Below are 18,906 nucleotides of genomic sequence, written 5' to 3' on the forward strand. Positions count from 1 at the left end.
CCGAGCCTCAGTCGCTCGCCGCGGCCATCGCAGCACTGACGTCAGACGCTTTACGCTCCACCTCGTCGGCCAGCTGCGCAATGAACTCGCCCAGCGGCACGTCGCGCCGCACGGGCTGGCCCCGGGGGTTTACGCCCACCGTGCCCGCTGCCACATCGTCGTCGCCCACCACCAGCACGTAGGGCACTTTCTCGAGCTTGGCTCGACGGATCCGCGCCCCCAGCGGATCGTCCGCCGGCACCGTCTCGGCCCGAATACGTTTCTCGGCCAGCTGCGCCACCACCGATTCGGCGAATGCATCGTGGTCGGCTCGCACGCCCAGCACCACGACCTGCACCGGCGACAGCCACGGCGGGAACGCACCTCCATAGTGCTCGAGCAGCACGCCGAAGAACCGCTCGATGGATCCGAACAGCGCCCGGTGCACCATGATCGGCCGGTGCACCTCGCCGTCAGCGCCGGTGTAGCGCAGGTTGAACCGCTCGGGCAGGTTGAAGTCGACCTGGATCGTGGACAACTGCCACGACCGGCCGATGGCGTCGTTCACGTCGATGTCGATCTTCGGGCCGTAGAACGCCGCCTCGCCCTCGCACTCGACGTAGGAGTGACCCTGACGGTGCAGCGCCTCGCGCAAGGCATCGGTGGCGCGTTCCCAACCCTCATCGGCGCCGACGTACTTGTCGGGATCCTTGGTGGACAGGTTGAAGGTGAAGTCATCGAACCCGAAGGCCTCGAGCACCGACAACACGAAGTCGAGCAGCCGTTCGATCTCGTCGGCGAGTTGTTCGGCCGCGATGTACAGGTGGCTGTCGTCCACGGTGAAGGCCCTGGTCCGCATCAGCCCGTGCAGGGTTCCTGAACGCTCGTAGCGATATACGGTGCCGAGCTCGAACAGCCGCATCGGCAGCTCGCGGTAGCTGCGCTGGCGCTGGCTGAAGATCAGGCAGTGCATCGGGCAGTTCATCGGCTTGGGGTAGTAGACGCCGTTGTCCATCTCCATCGGCGGGTACATGCTCTCGGCGTAGAAATCCAGATGACCCGAAGTTTCGAACAGCCGGGCGTTGGCGAGATGCGGCGTGTACACGAACTGATAGCCGCCCGATTCGTGCCGGTCGCGGCTGTAGTCCTCCATGAGCTTGCGGACCACCGAGCCTTTGGGGTGCCACACGGCCAGCCCGCCCCCCATCTCGGCTGGGAAGCTGAGCAGATCCAACTCGGAGGCGAGCCGGCGATGGTCTCGCTTGGCGGCTTCGGTCAGCCGTTCGAGGTGAGCAGCCAGCTCGGTTGCAGAGCCCCACGCCGTGCCATAGATGCGCTGCAGCATCTGGCGGTTCTCGTCACCCCGCCAGTACGCGCCCGCTACCCGCATCAGCTTGAAGTGGCCAAGGCGTCCGGTGTCGGGCACATGAGGACCACGGCACAAGTCCACGAACTCGTCGGTGTTGCGGTAGGTGGTGATCACCCCGCCGGTGGGACCCGAGGTCGGGTCGTCGGCTTCGCCGTCGAGGATCTCGATCTTGTAGGGATGCTGAGCGAACAGCTCATCGGCCGCGGCACGGTCCACCTCGGCGCGGATGAACGGCTGGCGGGCGGCCACGATGGAGCACATCTCGGCCTCGATCGCCTCGAGGTCGTCATCGGAGAACGTCCGCGGCCGGCCTACCTCGTCGGCACCCAAGTCGAAGTCGTAGTAGAAGCCGTCGGCAATCGGCGGCCCGATCGAGAACGTTGCGCCCGGGTAGAGCCGCAGCACCGCCTGGGCCAGCACATGCGCGGTGGAGTGGCGCAGCACCTCAAGTCCCTCGTCGGAGGACGGGAACACCAGTGACACCGAAGCGCCATCAGGCAAGGGCCGGTTCAGATCAAGCTGGGTGCCCTCGGCGATCGCGATCAGCGCATCCTTCGCAGCCCGCCGCCCCAGTGACGCGGCGAGGTCAGCACCAGTGGCACCGCCGGGAAGTTCGTGGGATTGCCCGTCAGGCAGCACCACGGTGATCGCTGCGGAGGGGGCCTCGCTGCCGGCGCTCATTGGACTGGACTCACTGGGACTGGGCTCACTGGGACTGGGCTCACTGGGACTGGGCTCATTGGGACTGGGCTCACTGGACCAGCCTCATCGGGCAGGCAACACGGGGCTGCGACTAGCCCCCGCCCCCGCCGGAGAACACGATGTTGATCAGGACGATCAGGAAGAGCAACCCACCAAGCACCCAGAGCTTGTCCGCGAACTGGAAGCTCTTGAACTTCGCGAACGGGACCATCATCTTGGACGGATCCTGGAGCGACGTCTCGTCGACCTTGCGCGTATCGCCGTCGCTCATGAGTTCTCCTGAGGAAACTGTTAGGCGGCCGGTGCCGCGATCGGAGGGTCGGCCGCGCGTGCAGCCACCGGGCAAGGCTAGGGGCTGCGGTGCGCGCTTTGCTGCCGAAGTTTCACGTACGTACGGCGTCGGCGCCGAGCAGCTCGCGCATCGGTCCAGCCAGGGTGCTCGCATCCACCCAACGCGACTCCGGCAGCTTCACCACCGAGTCGCCGACGCGTATGTGCACGGGCTGGTCGCCGGGGGATTCCGACAGCATCCGCTCGAACGACTCCAGCCAGTGTTCGTCAATGTCGACGCGCTCCACGTTCAGCCACAAGGGCACCGGTCCCTTGCGGAGCTCTAAGTGCTCCACCTCGTTCGCGAGGAATGTCGTCTCACCTTCGCCGCGACGATCCGGGCGGCCGCGCACCAGCACGACAGCGTCCTCGGCAAGCACATCGCCCGCGGCAGCGAAGCCCTTGGGGAACAGCGTCACCTCCACCGATCCGGACAGGTCCTCCAGCATGAAGCGGGCCATCGGCTCACCGCTGCGCGTGTAGCGACGCTGCAGGCTCTGCACCACGCCGCCAAGCGTCACCCATTGCTGCCCCCCGTCTGGGTTGGGCGGCAGCTCTCCGAGCCCGGTCACCGGGCAGTCCACCGAACGCCGCAGCTGCGCCTCGCCGCCGTGCAGCGGATGATTCGACACGTACAGCCCGAGCAGCTCCTTCTCCCACGCCAGCGTGTCGCGTTCGGAGGCTTCGATGTCGGGCACCTCGATCCGGTCGTCGAAGTCGACGCCACCGGCATCCGCGCCGCCGAACATTGACTGCAGCCCCGCCGCGGCCTCAGTGCGCCGCCGCAAGACGGCCTCGATGACGCGGTCGAACACGCCGAGCAGTCCGGCCCTGGTGTGGCCGCATGACTCGAATGCGCCGGCTTTGATGAGCGACTCCACAAACCTGCGGTTCAGCACCTCGCGCGGCATCCGCTCGCAGAAGTCGTTGAAGTCGGCGAACGGTCCGTTGGCGGTCCGCTCCGCGATGATCGGCTCGGCCACCTTCTCGCCCACGTTGCGCACCGCCGACAGCCCGAAGGGAATTGTCTGCCCGTCGGCCGCAAAGTCCAGCTCAGAGCGGTTGATGTCGGGCACGAGCACTTCGATGTCGTGCTGGCGGCAGTCGGCCAGGTACACACCCGCCTTGTCGATGTTGCGCTTGGAACCCGTCAGCACGGCGGCCAGGAACTCGGTGCGGTAGTTGGCCTTCAAGTAGGCCGTTTGGTAGGCGATGAGCCCGTACGCGAACGCGTGGCTCTTGTTGAAGGCGTAGTCGGCGAATGGCTCGATGATGTCGAACAACTGCTTGCCGAGGTCGTCCGTGTAGCCCTTGGCCACGCTGCCTTCAACGAACTTGGTGCGGTGCTCGGCGATCTGCTCGCGGTTCTTCTTTCCGCACGCCTTGCGCAGGTCGTCGGCGTCGGCCATGGAGTAGCCGGCGATCTCCTGGGCCACCCGCATCATCGACTCTTGGTAGATCATCAGCCCGTAGGTTTCACCCAGCAGCTCGGCGAGATCGGGATGCGGCGGCGCGGCGAGCTGGCGGCCGTTCTTGCGGTGGGCGTAGTCGTTGTGCATGTCGGCTGCCATGGGACCGGGCCGGTACAGCGCCACCAGTGCGCAGATGTCCTCGAATTGGGTGGGCTGCATCGACCGCAGCAGTGAGCGCACCGGTGTGGACTCCAGCTGGAAGACGCCCATCGTGTCGCCCGCTCGCAGCAGCTCGAACGCGGCGGCGTCGTCGAGGGGCACCGAGTCGATGTCGGGCCGCTCACCGGTGGTGCGCTCGACCAGCCGCACGGTCTCGTCGATGATCGACAGGGTCCGCAGCCCCAGGAAGTCCATCTTCAACAGGCCGAGATCTTCCACGCCGCCCATGTCGAACTGGGTGACGATGGGTGCCTCGTCGGGGTCGGTTCCCGCCTCGGGCTTGCGCTGGATCGGCAGGTACGTGGTGAGCGGCTCGGGGCTGATCACCACGGCAGCGGCATGCACCGAGTCCTGCCGGATGAGGCCCTCGAGCCCGCGGGCCACATCGACCACCTCGCGAACCTCGTCGTCGTGCGTGTACATGGTGCGCAGCTCGGCCGCTGCCGCGTAGCCGTCGGCGTGCTTGTCGTCGCGTTCGAGGCAGGCGCCCAGCGGGGTGTCGCGGCCCATGATCAGCGGCGGCATGGCCTTGGAGATGCGGTCACCTAGGGAGTACGGCTTGCCCAGCACCCGAGCGGCGTCGCGCACCGCCGCCCGCGCCTTGATGGTGGAGAACGTGATGATCTGCGCCACGTGGTCATGGCCGTACTTCTGGGCCGTGTAGCGGATCATCTCGTCGCGGTAGCGATCGTCGAAGTCGATGTCTATGTCGGGCATCGAGATGCGGGCCGGGTTCAGGAATCGCTCGAACAGCAAGCCGTAGTGGATCGGGTCGAGATCGGTGATGCCCAAGCAGTAGGCAACGGCGCAGCCGGCAGCTGAGCCACGGCCGGGCCCCACCCGGATGCCGCTGTCTCGGGCATGGCGGATGAGATCCCAGGTGATCAGGAAGTAGCTGCTGAAACCCATGTCGGAGATGACCTTCAGCTCGTACGCGATGCGCTCGGCGGTGCTCTGCGCCACGTTGGTGCCCCAGCGCCGCTTTGCTCCTTCGAACGCCAGGTGTGCGAGGTAGGCGTCGGCATCGGCGTGCGGGGCGGGCACCTCGAAATGCGGCAGCAGCATCCGCCCGAACTCGATGTTCACCTCGGCGCGCTCGGCAATCGCCAGCGTGTTGTCGCAGGCCTCGGAATGTTCGCCGAACAGCGCCCGCATTTCCGCTGCGGACTTGAGATAGTGCTGGTCGCCGTGGAATTTGAAGCGGTCCGGATCGCTGCGCAGCGCCCCGGTCTGCACGCACAGCAGCGCATCGTGGGCCAGCGCATCGTCCTGGTGGGTGTAGTGCAAGTCGTTGGTTGCCAGCAGTGGCGCCCCGAGGTCATGGGCAATCTTCAGCAGCTGCGGGTTGCAGTCGCGCTGGGCGCCGATGCCGTGGTCCTGCAGCTCGACATACAGACCATCGCGCCCGAAGATGTCCTGCAGGCGGCCAGCACGGCGGAGGGCCTCGTCGTAGTCGCCGGCAAGCAGAGCCTGCTGGGTGACGCTGCTGAGGCATCCGGTGGTGGCGATCAGGCCGTCGGCGTGGGTGGCGAACATCTCCCAGTCCATGCGGGGCTTGTAGTAGTAGCCCTCGAGGAAGGCCCGGCTGGCCAGCTTGAGCAGGTTGCGGTAGCCGGCGTCACTGTGGGCCAGCAGCGTCAGGTGGTAGTAGAGCTTCTCGCCCTCGCCGTCGTCGCCCGAGTCGTCGACCTTGGTGTTCTTGGCCCGGTTTCGGCTGGGCCGTTCGTGGCGGCTGTCGAGCGCCATGTAGGCCTCGGTGCCGATGATCGGCTTGATGCCCGCCGACTTGGCTGACCGGTAGAAGTCCAGGACTCCGTACATGTTGCCGTGGTCGGTGATGCCAAGCGCCGGCTGGCCGTCGGCGGCCGCTGCAGCCACGACTTCGTTGATGCGCGCCGCGCCGTCGAGCAGGGAGTACTCGGTGTGGGTGTGCAGGTGAACGAACGACGCTGCCACGCTGCTCCTTGATGTTGTCCGAAGTGACCCGTTTGTCGAACCTAGACCCGTTGCGGGCGCGATCCCGGTATCGCGGAAGCGTGCGCGCGTCGATGTGGCAAAACCCCCGCAAAACATGGTTGGACGGAGGCTCGCAGCACTGCATCATGGAGGGATGAGCACCCCGCACCGCGCGCCGCACAGCGCGCCGGGCGCTGACGACCGAGACAGCGTCGACGAGCTCGCTGCCGACGAGCTGGAGTTCGACGACGGTGCCGTACTGCCCTGCGACGAACTCAACAGCATCCTGGTGGTCGACGATCCGCGCCAGGGCTTGTGGGAGCTGGTCGACAGCGGCTGGGCCGATCAGCACCTGCCCGAGCTGCCGGCGCTGGCGCTCGAGCAGGACCCGGTCCACCTCCACAAGGACGTGCTGGCGCACACGATCGCCGTCGTGGCCCAGAGCCCGCCGCGGCTGCGGGTGCGCCTCGGGGCGCTCTTTCACGACATCGGCAAGCCGCTGACTCGCTCGTTCTCCCACGGTGGGGTGACGTTCCGCAACCACGAGGCCGTGGGCGCCAAGATGACTCGCCGCCGCATGCCGCAGATGGGCTACAGCCGCAAGCTCACCGACGAGGTGGCCCGGCTGGTGCACCTGTCGGGCCGCTTCAAGGGCTACGACACCGGCTGGACCGATGCGGCGGTGCGGCGCTACGCCCGTGACGCCGGGCCGCTGCTCGGCGACCTGAACGACATAGTGCGCAGCGACTGCACATCGCGCAACGTGAAGCGGATCCAGGCGCTGCACGATGCGCTCGACCGATTCGAGGTTCGCATCGCCCGGCTGGCTCGGGAGCAGGCCGTCGCCGAGGTGCGTCCCGAGATGAACGGCGACGAAGTGATGGCCCATTTGGGCTTGGCACCCGGGCCCGAGGTGGGCCAGGCCATGAAGTTCCTGCTGGAGCTGCGCCGAACTGAAGGCGAACTGGGCGATGACGAGGTGCGCCGCCGCCTCCATGGGTGGTGGGCCGCCCAAGCTTCCGTTGAGCATCGGAGCGAGGAATGAATGCGACCCGCGGCGACGACCACTGTTGCTGCGGCATGTCTCTGTTGCATTTGACACGATAAGATTGTTTACGCGTCAAATGCGATGAGAACTGGCGCGGTAAGCGCCACACCCAGCAGCGGAAGAGGGTCACCATCATGGGCTTCCTTCGCACCGAGTCGTGGCCGGGAAATCCGGCGGCGCCACGGGCTGTCGACCGGCGGCTGGGCACATTCCTCGCCTATGTCCCTCACCGCCTGATCGGCTGGCATCCTCTGCTGCCAGCCAATGTGGCGGCATTCGTTGCTGACGCCGAGCGCCAACTGGTTGCGACGGCTTCAGTGCTTGCACCAGATTCAGCTTCGGTCAGCATGTTCTTCTGGGCGGAGTCACTCGGCTCATCGCGTATCGAGGGAGTGTCACCCCAAGCCCGGCGGGTCGTGCACGCGCTGATCGCCGAGGCGTCCCCTTCACCACCTCATCGTCGGGGCAGTGTCGGCGAGGCGATCGGCAACATCGAAGCAACGTCTGAAGCACTGCGCATCCTGGTCCAGCCGGCAGCATTGACTGTCGAACTGCTCTGCGATGCCCATCGCGTATTGATGGATTCGTCTCCGAATCCGCGACTCGGCGGCGTCTTGAAGACGACACAGAATTGGGTCGGCGGCAATGACTGGCATCCACTCGATAGCGACTTCGTGCCGCCGCCGCCCGATGAGTGCCGGCCGCTCATGGAAGATCTGGTCTCCTACCTCCGAACTGGCGATCATTCGCCGGTTCTCCAGGCAGTGGTGGGCCACGCTCAATTCGAGACGATTCATCCGTTCGGCGACGGCAACGGCCGTGCGGGTCGGGCGCTCCTGTATGCCGCGTTGAGGCATCGATGCGCCTCGGAGGGGTTCATGCCGCCCATCAGCTTGGCGCTGTCGCAGAACCGTGACGTCTACCTGCGATCGCTCGCTGCATATCAGAGCTACGTCGGAGCGCCCGATGACGCGCACAGATCCGCAGCCATCATCCCGTTGCTCGAAGTGGTCAGTACAGCAGTGAACCAGTCGTGCGAAGCGGCGAGTTCCTATGCGAATGCCGTATCACGCCTGCAGGACCGTTGGCGCGAGCGTGTCGGGCAGCGCACCGGGCGCTCGGCGGCTCTGGCTGCAGTGAACCTGCTGGTGTCGCAACCCTCGTTGACCCCAGAACTTCTTGCAGCGGAATCCGGCTTCTCGCAGCGGCGATGCGCGGACGCTCTTCGTCGCCTGACTGAAGCTGGCATCACACGGAGCCGTCGCGTCGGTCCGCGACTGCGCGCCTACGACGCCGACCACATATTCGACATGTACGACGTCATGTCCTCGACGATGGGTGACCCCCAATCCGCACGTCAACTCCTCGGTCAGATCGCCGATGATCCGTTTCTTCGGGTCGACGACAGCGACGACCGTTCGGGCGTCACCGAGAGCGTTGAGCTAGGGGCGAAGTGGGATCGATGCCCCTTGCTGGTGCGCTCGACCGGACAGCGCTGCGGGCTCGCAGCAGGGCACCGAGGACACTGCCGCGCCATCCCGCAGCGTCGCCACCCGCCTCGCACACGCTGAACGTGATGGGCGTATCGCGCCATCGCTCTAGCGTGTGCGCCCGTGGAGTGGGTGTCGAATCCTGAAATCTGGATCTCGCTGGTCACGTTGACGGTGCTCGAGATCGTGCTCGGCATCGACAACGTGATCTTCATCTCGATCTTGGCGGGCCGGCTGGGTGGCCGCGAGGCCGACCGGGCGCGGGTCGTGGGCCTGTCGCTGGCGATGGGGATGCGGGTGCTCCTGCTGCTCGGCATCTCGTGGATCGTGCGGCTGACGGCTCCCCTGTTCTCGGTGTTCGGCCACGAGCTTTCCGGGCGCGACTTGATCCTGCTGGGCGGTGGGCTGTTCCTGCTCGGCAAGTCCACGTTCGAGATACACCACAAGCTCGAAGGCGACGACGCCCACGGCCCCGATGGCAGCGCAGCGGGCTCGTTCGCGCGGGTAATCGTGCAGATCCTGCTGCTCGACCTGGTGTTCAGCCTCGACTCGGTCATCACCGCCGTCGGCATGGCCGACCGGGTGGGCGTGATGATTGCGGCGGTCGTCATCGCTGTCGGGGTGATGCTGTGGTCTTCAGGGCCGGTGATGCGGTTCGTGAGCCGGCATCCCACCGTCAAAATGCTGGCGCTCAGCTTCCTGCTGCTCATCGGCATGTCGCTGGTGGCCGAGGGTGCCGATTTCCACATCCCCAAGGGCTACATCTACTTCGCGATGGGCTTCGCGGTGATGGTTGAGGCGCTCAATCTGCGGATGAAGCGCAACCGCGCGTCCCGCACGCCACCGGTCGAGTTCCATGAGCGCCGCTTGCCCGACACTGACGCACCAGCGCACTGAGTCGCCCGTTCCCGGCGGCGGGCAACGGGCAACGAGGTATTACTCGGCGCCCTCGTCGTCTGCGTCTTCGTCTGAGTCATCCCGCAGCCGGTCGGCCAGCTCGCGCAGTCGATCGAGCGCCCCTTCGTCCTCGAGTTCGCCAAGGAACTGAGGCAGCTTGATGCCCGCCTGGCTTGCCACCTCATGCAACGGCGGCAGAGCGCCCACCAGACCTGACACGAAGTTGGCCGTCGTGCCGGCTTGCCCGTCGCCACCCGAGCCCGAGTCCCACACCGTGATCTTGTCGATCTTGAGGTTCGAGATGGCTTTCACCTGCTCGGCCACGAGGTTCGGCAGTTGCTCGGCAATCATCAGCAGCGCTGCTTGGGGCGCCGCGCCGCCGCTGGCGGCCACCAGGGCACCGAAGCCCTCGGCGCGGCGGCTGAGCAATGCCAGCAAGCCCAGCGCCTCAGCCTCCATGAGCAGCCGCTGACCGTCGGCCTCGCCAGCCTTCACCAGCCTGATCCGGTCGGCCTCGGCTTCGGCAAGCGTCCGCACCCGCTCGCGTTCCACCTGGGCCGGCACCACGATGTCGGCGTCCTGTGCGGCCTTGTCGCGCTCTGCTCGCACCCGCTCGGCCTCTGCCTCAGCCGAGAACGACTCCTGTGCGGCCTGTGCCTGGCTGACGCGCTCAGCGGCGTTGGCGGCGCGCTCGGCTTCGGCTTCCAACTGGCGCCGCTCGCCGGCCGATTGAGCAATCACAACGTACGATTCGTTCTCGCCTTCGGTCGCGGTGGCGTTGGCCTGCGCCACGCGGATGCGCTGCTCGCGTTGCGCCTCTGCGGCGCCGATGTCGCCGTCGCGCTCCTGCTCGGCCACCTTGACCTTGGCCTCGCTGATGGCGCGGGCTGCGGCTTCGCGACCCAAAGCGTCGATGTATCCCGATTCGTCGGTGATGTCCTGGATGTTGACGTTGATGAGGCGCAGCCCGACCTTGCGCAGTTCGAGCTCGAGCGATTCGGTGATGTTGACGATGAGCTGCTCGCGGTCGGTGTTGATCTGTTCGATCGGCATGGTGGCGATCACCACGCGCATCTGACCGAAGATGATGTCGCGGGCCAGGTTCTCGATTTCCAGCAGAGTCAGACCGAGCAGCCGCTCGGCGGCATTCTGCATGACGCCTGGCTCGGTGGAGACCCCGACCGTGAACGTGGCTGGCGTGTTGACCCGAATGTTCTGCTGCGAGAGAGCGCCTTGCAGCTTGATCTCGATGGGAATCGGCGTGAGGTCCAAGAAGGACCAGCCCTGCAGGATTGGCCACACCATTCTGCCGCCGCCATGCAGGCACTTCGCCGACTCACCTTCCCCTCCGACGCGTCCATAGATCACGAGGATCCGGTCGGATGGACAGCGCTTGAAGCGCGATGAGATCCACAGCAGAGCGGTCAGCAGGATGGCGAACAGGCCAGCTGCGAGTGCGATGACGGCCATAGCTACCTCTATGTCTGTTTGGTGTGGAAGGTCAGGCTAGTGAGGCGCTACGAGAACAGTCGATGGGTCGACGACGCCGATGACGGTAATGGCAGTCTGGGCAGGCAGGCTGTCTTCGGACTCTGTCAGGGCGTTGATGACCCGCAGTCGTCCCTGCACCATCACTTCGACTTTGCCTGGCTTGGCACGGTTCGCGGCAACCGTGAGATAGACGGTGCCGTGCGCGCCCACTGCGGACTGGTAGTCGACCGAGCCGCTCTCGTCGAGCTTCGCGAACGAGCGCCACAGCAAGCCCACGGCAATGAACACTGCGAAGCCGGCGGCGACGGCGACGCCCACCGACAGAGCTGTGGAGCGGTCTGCCTGCTTCATGAGGACGCCCGTCCAGCCGAACGCAAACGAGAACGCGGTCAACGTCCGCACAGACAGGAACCCGCTGCCCGGGTCCTCGTCGCCAACGTCGAATTCGACGTCACCTCCGATGCCGAATGCCAGCAGCGCGATCTGCAACAGCAGGAAGAAGCTGGCGATGAAGGCGATCGCGTAGAAGATCTGCAGATCGCCGGTCAGAGTCTGCCACCAGTCACCCATGAACTGCCTCCTCGCTGGAACTCTACGCGTCGCTACGAGTGGCCCGTCTGCGGCGAAGACCGCGAGCGAACCTGCCTTCGGGACAGGACTGGCCTAGCTGAACTGGCCTAGCTGAACTGGCCTAGCTGATCCTGCGCTCGGTCAGGCCACCGGCCGGCGTCCAGGTCTCGACCACCAGGTGCCTGTCCTCAACGTGTACCAGCACCACTCGGGCGATGTTGATAGTGAAGAGCGCCAAGCGGACCGAGTCATCGATCTCGTGGTGATGCCCGCGCACGAAGACCTTGAGCTGTTCGGTGTCCGCTGGCACAGCGCTGCCCTCGATCCGCGCATCTCCTGCCGCCAAGTCCTCGTCGTCGGGCGTCGAATGCAGGCCGAGGCGCGGGTCGCGTCGCAAGTCGGCGGCCTTTGCCGAGGTCTGCTCCATGCCCAGCCACAGATGCCCGTCACGGATCGGCGCTTCCATGCCCGACATGCGGGGCGAGCCATTGCGACGGATGGTCGCCATCACGGCGTGTTGGTGATTCTCGAAACGCTCCTGCACCCGCCCGGCCAGCTCCCCGCAGGCCGCTGCGAAGGCTGCCCAGCTCATCACGTTGCTCGTCGTGCTCATCCGAATTCCGCCTCGTTCACGACTCGATGCGTTTCGCCGTGAGGGTAAGCGGACGGCGTCGGTACCGTCGCGGCAAGCTGCTGTCACGCTTTCTGTGTGCAAATTTGCCGTCTGTGGCGGCATTTCTGCACAAAGTCGAGGCAGTCGGGGCTGCCAGGCATCGGCGCCTATTCGCTAACGCTCGAAGCGGACGGTGTCGGTACCGTCGCGGCCATGAGGCCGGTGCGTGCAGCAGCGATGGTTGCGGTGATGGTGCTTCTGGCCGCAGCGTGCGGCTCCGGAGCGGACGATCCTGCCGGCTCGGCCGATCAGCAGCAGCCGGGTGTTGCAGGCGACCCAAGCGTTGTGGTGACGGCGCCTCCTGCCTTGCGCACAGTCCCGGCGCCGGCAACCAGTACTGAGCCTGCAGCAACCGGCACTGCGCCAGCGGCGACCGGCACAGCACCGAGTGCGACTTCCAGCGCGCCGGCCAGTGCCACTCCGACAACGCAGTCCCTCGCCGAGACCCGGTTCGAACTGGTGCCCGTTGCCGAGATCGCCTCGCCGACCGCTCTGGTCGCCAGGCCCGGCACGGACCAGCGCTACGTGGCCACGCTGACCGGGCAGGTGTGGCTGCTGGACCCTGCCGATGCCAGTACCGCACCGCAGCTCGTGGCAGACGTCGGCACGCGGGTCAGCCAGGGCTGCGAGAACGGGCTGTTGGGCCTCGCGTTCGCTCCCGACGGCTCGCTGCTGTACCTCAGCTATACCGACACGGCTCGCAACAGCCGGATCGCGGTCGTGCCGATGGAGGGCGAGATCCCCCAGACCGACCGCAGCAAGGTGCTGCTGGCGCTCGATCAACCTGCGTGCAACCACAACGGCGGCGACCTGACGTTTGGACCCGACGGGCAGCTGTGGATCGGCTTCGGCGACGGCGGCGGCGCGAATGACGTCTTCGGGCAGGGCCAGGATCGCGACACGCTGCTCGGCACCATCGTGCGCATCGATCCGAGCCCTGCCTCGGGGAGGGGTTACGGCATTGGTGACCGCAACCCGTTCGCCACCAGCGGGGGAGCGCCCGAGGTGTGGGCCTACGGCGCGCGCAACCCGTGGCGGTTCTCGTTCGATCGCGAGAGCGGCGACCTGTGGATCGGCGACGTCGGCCAGGACCGCTTCGAGGAAATCCATGTGCTGCCAGCCGATGACGGATGGTCACCGGGCGCCAACCTGGGCTGGCCGCTGTTCGAGGGCAACGAGCAGTTCAGTGAGAACGGTGCCGGTTCCGACACTCCCGCCGACCTTGTCTTGCCCGTCTACACCTACAGCCACGACGAGGGCTGCTCAGTGACCGGCGGCTACGTCTACCGGGGAAGCGCCATCGGGGCCCTGTGGGGCACCTACGTGTTCGGCGACTACTGCACGGGTGCGTTGTGGGGCCTGGTTCGGGGACCCGGCGGCGAACCAGAGCGGATCGAGCTCGGCGTGTCGGTACCGCGCAACTCGCTGGTGTCCTTCGGCGAGGATGCCGGCGGCGAGCTCTACGTGCTCAGCGCAGCGGGCATCGTTTTCCGCCTCGAATCAGTCACGCCGTAAAGGCTCCCGGCAACATGCCGCCCTCAGCTGGGTTGCCAAGCGCCCCAAGCGAGGTCGGTGACCACTCGGAGCGTCCAGCGCGGCTCAGTGGTGGACACGACCCACCCATCAGAGCCTCGCCGGCGGTTGATGAACCAGTCCAAGATGAGTTCCGTCGGGCCTGACCCGTAGCCGAGGTAGGCGCCGTCGGGCGACCAGCGCGCCCCGAGCGTGAGATCAGGCAGTTCGTGGACAAGCGTGAGCTCGGCACCCAGTGATCCGGCGGTGTGCAACTGAAGTGCCCGGCGATCGATCACGCCGTCGCCGTTCTCGTCATAGTGCGCGACGTAGGCGAGGCGGTTGTCCACCGGAGACCATCCGAGGACGTTGCCGTTCCCCTCGACGGCCGCAGCACCGCCGATTCCGTTGGACTGCTGGACCATGGGCCGGGTGCCGATGACGTCGCCGTCTGCATCGCGCAGCACCTGGGTGTACGCCAGATGGTTGCCGTAGCGCGACCACAGCAGCGCCCCGTTCACGTTTGATCGGATCTCGCCCAGCTCACGCAGGTCGCTCCCGTCGCGTCGCACCACCCAGGCGTGCTCCCGCAGCGGGACGCCCCGGCCGGCCGTGCCGACTGTGATGCCGTAGGCGAGGTGGGTGCTGTTGGGTGACCAGCCCATGAATCGGCTGCCGACCGGCAGCTCGAGCACGTTGGTGTCGCCGTTTGCGGTCTGCACCTTGAGTCGCATCGAGCAGTCCGTCGGATCGAGCGACTCGTACGCGAGGTGGCTGCCGTCCGGCGACCAGAGATGCAGGAGGCGCCATTGGATGCGGTCGATGAAGCCCAGATCGCGGTCGTCGCTGCCATCGCTGCTCGCGATCCAGAGGTTCTGGCTCTCGTTCCGCTCGTTGCCGTCACAGTCGCTTGGCGTGGCATACGCGATGCGCTGACCATCAGGTGACCAGCCCAGGAACGTGACGTCCTCCCCGAGAGTGACGGGGGAAGTGCGTGCATCCACCGTCTTGATACGCGCGTGCGATGTCTCTTCCCCTGATTCGGGATCGGTGGACAGCTCCACGTACGCGAGGCGTCGCCCGTCGGGCGACCAGTTCGCGAGCGATAGATCCGAGAAGAGGAAGGTGCGGTAATCGACGTGGCCGATGCGGCGGAGTCGGCTGCCATCGGCCGCGGCGAGGTGCGCTTCGATGCTGTCGGAACGACCGTCGCCATCGGTGTCGATGAACCTGAAGGCGACCACGTGGCGGCCGCCGGGTGACCACGTCGGGTATCCGCCCGGTTCGAAGAGCACCTGTTCGTCACCGGCGAGCCCGGCGACCCTCAGATGGCCGTCGAAATTGGACCAACTCAAACGACCGTCATTCGGATGCCATGCCCAGCCGCGATGGTCTTCGGATTGCAGCTGCCGTTCCGATCCGTCGGCGCGCACCGTCCAGAGGCGTTCGCCCTCGCCGGAGGGGCCTCGCGCCTTGCTCATTGCCAGGACCGGCAGCGACGTTCCACTCACGGGAGCGGGGCGCGGCAGTCCTCGCTGGATGGCAGTGAAGATCGCGCGCGCCTGCTCATCTGACGGGGAGGCTTCGGGGATCGCCACGCGAGGCTCTCCTGCTTCGGCGATCCGCTCGATCTCGATCGTCGATCCGATGGCATCCAGCGTCGCCTTAACCGCCGTTTCGATGGCTGAGCCCACGTCATCGGCACGGCCCACGATCACGACACGCGCAGGGCGGTAGTCGGCGATCACGGAGGCGGTTGCGTCCGGCAAGCCGTCCGCGATCGTGCGCGGCGATACGTATGCGACGGCTGCGTCTGCGGTCTGGGCGGCCACGTCTGCTGCAGTGCGGACATCGGTCCCGTTCCAGCCGTTCGCCACAATCAGGGTGGCCGTGTCCAGTCCGACGACCTCAGGGCGCTCCAGCGCAACGCGGGCAGCCAACGCTGCGGTCTCGATCCGGGTGGCACCGCCGAGGCGCTCGACCACGCTCCAGCGGTATGCCGCACGCGCCGCTGTGGTCAACTCATCCATCGCCGCCGGTGGCACCGCAACCTCGCCGCCCACGACCTGCACGCGGTCTGGCGCGAAGTCGGCTATGAGGGCGGCGGTCTCGGGCGACAGGCCGCCGGGATCGATGCACACTTTCGCTGCGTTGCGGGCGTGATGAGCCAGCGCCTCGGCGACCGCGTTGTCGGCTGGGCCCGGGCAACCGGCCACGACGAGCGTCAGGTTGGGCCCATTGCGTGCAAGATTCGATGGCGAACTTGCCGCGCCCGACGGCACCGCTGGTGCAAGGACGCCTAGCGAGGCCGCCAGGGCCATCACTACCTTCGCTGCTGGCTTGAAACGCCGATTGCGACGCTTTGCCGTCGAAGTCGGAATTGCGGGACCGCGATCTCTCTTCACGAATGCGGAACGCTAGTCACCCCGATGCGTGGCACCGGATCGCGGTGGCCGGGCTCAGTTCTGGCCGGTCAGCTTGCGATTCTTGATCTTGGCCTTGACGTAGTCGCGGTTCATGAATGCGATGAAGTCGAGGCTGATCTCCTTGGGGCAGGCCTCGGTGCACTCGCCGTGGTTGGTGCACGAGCCGAAGTACTGCTCCATCGTCTCCACCATGGCCTCGGTGCGTTCCCACCGCTGAGGCTGACCTTGGGGAATCAGGTTGAGATGTGCCAGCTTCGCCGAGGTGAACAGCTGCGCCGCCGAGTTGGGGCACGCGGCCACACAGGCGCCGCAGCCGATGCACGCCGCAGCGTCGAACGATGCGTCCGAGGCCTCCTTGGGAACGGGGGTGAGGTTGGCGTCGCCGGCTGCGCCGGTGTTGACCGAGATGTAGCCGCCCGCCTCGATGATGCGGTCGAAGGAACTGCGGTCCACTACCAGGTCGCGCACCACCGGAAACGCCTTCGCCCGGAATGGCTCCACGGTGATGACATCGCCGTCGGAGAACTTCCGCATGTGCAACTGGCACGTCGTGGTGGCGGCCTCGTGACCGTGCGCCCGGCCGTTGATCATCAGGCTGCACGTGCCGCAGATGCCCTCACGGCAGTCGTGGTCGAACTCGATCGGCACCCCGCCCTCGTCGATGAGCCGCTCGTTGATGATGTCGAGCATCTCCAAGAACGACATGTCCTCGCTGACGTCTGGTGCGTCGAAGGCCTCGAACCGACCTGGGGCGTCTGGCCCCTCCTGCCGCCAGATGCGCAACTTGAGGTTCAGAGTGCCGCCGTGGCTCTGCTGGCCGGACTGGCTGGGCTGGCCGTTGGTCCCGCTCACTTGTAGCTCCGCTGTGTCAGTGCCACCACTTCGAAGTCCAGCTCCTCGGTGTGACGGGTCTGCGTCTCGTCGGGCCCGTTCCATTCCCACGCGGCGACGTGCGCGAAGTTCTCGTCATCGCGCTGCGCCTCGCCCTCGGGAGTCTGGTGCTCGTTCCGGAAATGCCCGCCGCAGCTCTCCGCGCGAACGAGCGCGTCGCGGGCCATCAGCTTGGCCAGCTCGAAGAAGTCGGCGACCCGGCCGGCCTTCTCCAAACCCGAATTCAAATTTGCGCCCGATCCCGGTACCCGCAGGTCCGCCCAGAACTCGGCCTCGAGCGCTGGGATCTCGGACAAGGCCTTCTCCAAGCCTTCCCGGGTGCGTTCCATGCCGATGCAGTCCCACACGATCTTGCCCAGCTCCCGGTGGAACCAGTCCACTGAGCGAGTGCCGCCGATCGACAGGAACCGCTGGGTGGCATCGGTGACCCCGGCAACCGCCTGGGTGAACGCCGGGTCGTCCAGCGGCACCACCGACTCGCCGAGCCTCCCAGCCAGGTCGTCGCCGATGGTGTAGGGCAGCACGAAGTAGCCGTCCGCCAGGCCCTGCATCAGCGCCGAGGCACCAAGCCGGTTCGCCCCGTGGTCGGAGAAGTTGGCCTCACCGATGGAGTAACAGCCCGGAACCGTGGTCATGAGGTGGTAGTCGACCCACAGACCGCCCATCGTGTAGTGCGTGGCCGGGTAGATGCGCATGGGCCCCTCGTAGGGGTTCTCCCCGGTGATGCGCTCGTACATGTCGAAGAGGTTCCCGTACTTCGCCGCCACCGCCGCTTTGCCCTCGCGGGCTATGACCTCGGCGAAATCGAGATAGACGCCGTTGCGCAGCGGCCCGACGCCCCTGCCCTGGTCCACGACGGTCTTGGCATTGCGGCTCGCCACGTCGCGCGGCACCAGGTTCCCGAAGGCCGGGTACTTGCGCTCGAGGTAGTAGTCACGGTCGGAGGGGGGGATCTGGTCGGGTGAGCGAGCGTCGTCCATCGTCTCGGGCACCCAGATACGGCCGTCGTTGCGCAGCGACTCCGACATCAGTGTCAGCTTCGACTGGAACTCGTCGCTGACCGGGATGCAGGTGGGATGGATCTGCGTGTAGCAAGCGTTCGCGAAGTACGCCCCGCGCCGGTGCGCCCGCCACGCGGCGGTGACGTTGCACGCCATGGCGTTGGTGGACAGGTAATAGACGTTGCCGTAGCCGCCGGTCGCCAGCACCACCGCGTGCGCGGAGTGGGCCTCGATCTCTCCGGAGACCAGGTCGCGAGTCACGATGCCGCAGGCCCGTCCGTCCTTGGTCACCAGGTCCAGCATCTCGCTGCGGGTATAAAGCTCGACCGCTCCGGCTGCGACCTGCTTGGCGAGTGCCTGATAGGCGCCCAGCAGGAGCTGCTGGCCGGTCTGGCCCCGGGCGTAGAAGGTGCGGCTGACCTGCGCGCCGCCGAAGCTGCGGTTGTCGAGCAGCCCGCCGTACTCGCGTGCGAACGGCACGCCCTGAGCGGCGCACTGGTCGATGATGTTCAGCGACACCTCGGCCAGGCGGTGCACGTTCGCCTCGCGGCTGCGGTAGTCGCCGCCTTTGACGGTGTCGTAGAAGAGCCGGTGAACCGAGTCGCCGTCGTTGGTGTAGTTCTTCGCTGCGTTGATGCCGCCCTGTGCAGCGATCGAATGCGCCCGACGGGGCGAATCGTGGAAGGTGAACGCCTTCACCCGGTAGCCCAGCTCAGACAGCGACGCTGCCGCTGAGGCGCCCGCCAGGCCGGTGCCCACCACGATGATCTCGAAGCGGCGCTTGTTGTTCGGGTTGACCAGCTTCATGGAGAACTTGTGGTTCTGCCACTTGTCTGCCATGGGCCCATCGGGCACACGGTCGTCGAGCACGCCGTTCGATGAACCGTTCATGGCCGCGTCAGCCCTCTCAGAAGCCATCTCAGTGAGCCTCCGCCTCTTC

At 66.5% G+C, this 18,906-nt stretch carries 13 protein-coding genes; 4 read left to right on the top strand and 9 right to left on the bottom strand.

The window, feature by feature from the left end:
* Positions 1-7: 7 nt before the first annotated feature.
* From thrS to dnaE, 3 genes are all read right to left on the bottom strand, one after another.
* The gene (gene thrS, locus ACPXYO_RS03210; protein ID WP_423916590.1) at positions 8-2,029 is read right to left on the bottom strand and encodes a threonine--tRNA ligase; all 2,022 of its coding nucleotides are present in this window, start codon (positions 2,027-2,029) and stop codon (positions 8-10) included.
* 112 nt (positions 2,030-2,141) lie between these two features.
* Positions 2,142-2,321: a hypothetical protein gene (locus tag ACPXYO_RS03215; protein WP_420622493.1), complete on the bottom strand. Its 180-nt coding sequence runs from the start codon at positions 2,319-2,321 to the stop codon at positions 2,142-2,144.
* Between the two features lie 112 nt (positions 2,322-2,433).
* Positions 2,434-5,967, bottom strand: coding sequence for a DNA polymerase III subunit alpha (gene dnaE / locus ACPXYO_RS03220; protein ID WP_423916592.1), 3,534 nt, complete (start codon positions 5,965-5,967; stop codon positions 2,434-2,436).
* A gap of 154 nt (positions 5,968-6,121) precedes the next feature.
* On the opposite strand from dnaE, the gene ACPXYO_RS03225 reads away from it, so the two are divergent.
* The 3 genes from ACPXYO_RS03225 (at position 6,122) to ACPXYO_RS03235 (ending at position 9,402) form a co-directional block, all read left to right on the top strand.
* Positions 6,122-7,012 (top strand): HDIG domain-containing metalloprotein, encoded by an 891-nt coding sequence (locus tag ACPXYO_RS03225; protein ID WP_423916593.1) that lies wholly within the window; start codon positions 6,122-6,124, stop codon positions 7,010-7,012.
* 137 nt (positions 7,013-7,149) lie between these two features.
* Positions 7,150-8,586: a Fic family protein gene (locus tag ACPXYO_RS03230; RefSeq protein ID WP_423916595.1), complete on the top strand. Its 1,437-nt coding sequence runs from the start codon at positions 7,150-7,152 to the stop codon at positions 8,584-8,586.
* Between the two features lie 42 nt (positions 8,587-8,628).
* A complete protein-coding gene (locus ACPXYO_RS03235) occupies positions 8,629-9,402 on the top strand; it encodes a TerC family protein (protein ID WP_423916597.1) in 774 nt (257 codons plus the stop codon).
* A 39-nt stretch (positions 9,403-9,441) separates the two neighbouring features.
* Here the strand turns inward: ACPXYO_RS03235 and ACPXYO_RS03240 are convergent, their stop codons facing one another.
* The 3 genes from ACPXYO_RS03240 to ACPXYO_RS03250 all read right to left on the bottom strand — a co-directional run bounded on the left by ACPXYO_RS03240 (position 9,442) and on the right by ACPXYO_RS03250 (position 12,076).
* A complete protein-coding gene (locus ACPXYO_RS03240) occupies positions 9,442-10,872 on the bottom strand; it encodes a flotillin family protein (protein WP_423916599.1) in 1,431 nt (476 codons plus the stop codon).
* A gap of 36 nt (positions 10,873-10,908) precedes the next feature.
* Positions 10,909-11,463: a hypothetical protein gene (locus ACPXYO_RS03245; protein WP_423916601.1), complete on the bottom strand. Its 555-nt coding sequence runs from the start codon at positions 11,461-11,463 to the stop codon at positions 10,909-10,911.
* Positions 11,464-11,584: 121 nt separating this feature from the next.
* The gene (locus ACPXYO_RS03250) at positions 11,585-12,076 is read right to left on the bottom strand and encodes a pyridoxamine 5'-phosphate oxidase family protein (RefSeq protein ID WP_423916603.1); all 492 of its coding nucleotides are present in this window, start codon (positions 12,074-12,076) and stop codon (positions 11,585-11,587) included.
* Between the two features lie 213 nt (positions 12,077-12,289).
* On the opposite strand from ACPXYO_RS03250, the gene ACPXYO_RS03255 reads away from it, so the two are divergent.
* Entirely contained in the window at positions 12,290-13,651 is a 1,362-nt protein-coding gene (locus ACPXYO_RS03255; RefSeq protein WP_423916604.1) for a PQQ-dependent sugar dehydrogenase, read from the top strand.
* 23 nt (positions 13,652-13,674) lie between these two features.
* Here ACPXYO_RS03255 and ACPXYO_RS03260 read toward each other — a convergent pair whose 3' ends face one another.
* The 3 genes from ACPXYO_RS03260 to ACPXYO_RS03270 are packed head-to-tail and all read right to left on the bottom strand — an operon-like array spanning position 13,675 to position 18,884.
* Positions 13,675-16,053 carry a hypothetical protein gene (locus ACPXYO_RS03260; protein ID WP_423916606.1) on the bottom strand — a complete coding sequence of 793 codons (2,379 nt, stop codon included), beginning with the start codon at positions 16,051-16,053 and terminating at the stop codon, positions 13,675-13,677.
* Positions 16,054-16,107: 54 nt separating this feature from the next.
* Positions 16,108-16,869 carry a succinate dehydrogenase/fumarate reductase iron-sulfur subunit gene (locus ACPXYO_RS03265; RefSeq protein ID WP_423918660.1) on the bottom strand — a complete coding sequence of 254 codons (762 nt, stop codon included), beginning with the start codon at positions 16,867-16,869 and terminating at the stop codon, positions 16,108-16,110.
* A 53-nt stretch (positions 16,870-16,922) separates the two neighbouring features.
* Positions 16,923-18,884: a fumarate reductase/succinate dehydrogenase flavoprotein subunit gene (locus ACPXYO_RS03270; RefSeq protein WP_423916608.1), complete on the bottom strand. Its 1,962-nt coding sequence runs from the start codon at positions 18,882-18,884 to the stop codon at positions 16,923-16,925.
* Between the last annotated feature and the right edge of the window lie 22 nt (positions 18,885-18,906).

The sequence above is a fragment of the Candidatus Poriferisodalis sp. genome (assembly GCF_965237655.1).
In the GTDB taxonomy this organism is placed as follows: domain Bacteria; phylum Actinomycetota; class Acidimicrobiia; order Acidimicrobiales; family Poriferisodalaceae; genus Poriferisodalis.

Bases quoted from the DNA above. Each gene is read 5' to 3' on its own strand.
- thrS (WP_423916590.1), bottom strand. From the start codon at position 2,029: ATGAGCGCCGGCAGCGAGGCCCCCTCCGCAGCGATCACCGTGGTGCTG.
- ACPXYO_RS03215 (WP_420622493.1), bottom strand. From the start codon at position 2,321: ATGAGCGACGGCGATACGCGCAAGGTCGACGAGACGTCGCTCCAGGAT.
- ACPXYO_RS03225 (WP_423916593.1), top strand. From the start codon at position 6,122: ATGAGCACCCCGCACCGCGCGCCGCACAGCGCGCCGGGCGCTGACGAC.
- ACPXYO_RS03230 (WP_423916595.1), top strand. From the start codon at position 7,150: ATGGGCTTCCTTCGCACCGAGTCGTGGCCGGGAAATCCGGCGGCGCCA.
- ACPXYO_RS03240 (WP_423916599.1), bottom strand. From the start codon at position 10,872: ATGGCCGTCATCGCACTCGCAGCTGGCCTGTTCGCCATCCTGCTGACC.
- ACPXYO_RS03245 (WP_423916601.1), bottom strand. From the start codon at position 11,463: ATGGGTGACTGGTGGCAGACTCTGACCGGCGATCTGCAGATCTTCTAC.
- ACPXYO_RS03250 (WP_423916603.1), bottom strand. From the start codon at position 12,076: ATGAGCACGACGAGCAACGTGATGAGCTGGGCAGCCTTCGCAGCGGCC.
- ACPXYO_RS03255 (WP_423916604.1), top strand. From the start codon at position 12,290: ATGAGGCCGGTGCGTGCAGCAGCGATGGTTGCGGTGATGGTGCTTCTG.
- ACPXYO_RS03270 (WP_423916608.1), bottom strand. From the start codon at position 18,884: ATGGCTTCTGAGAGGGCTGACGCGGCCATGAACGGTTCATCGAACGGC.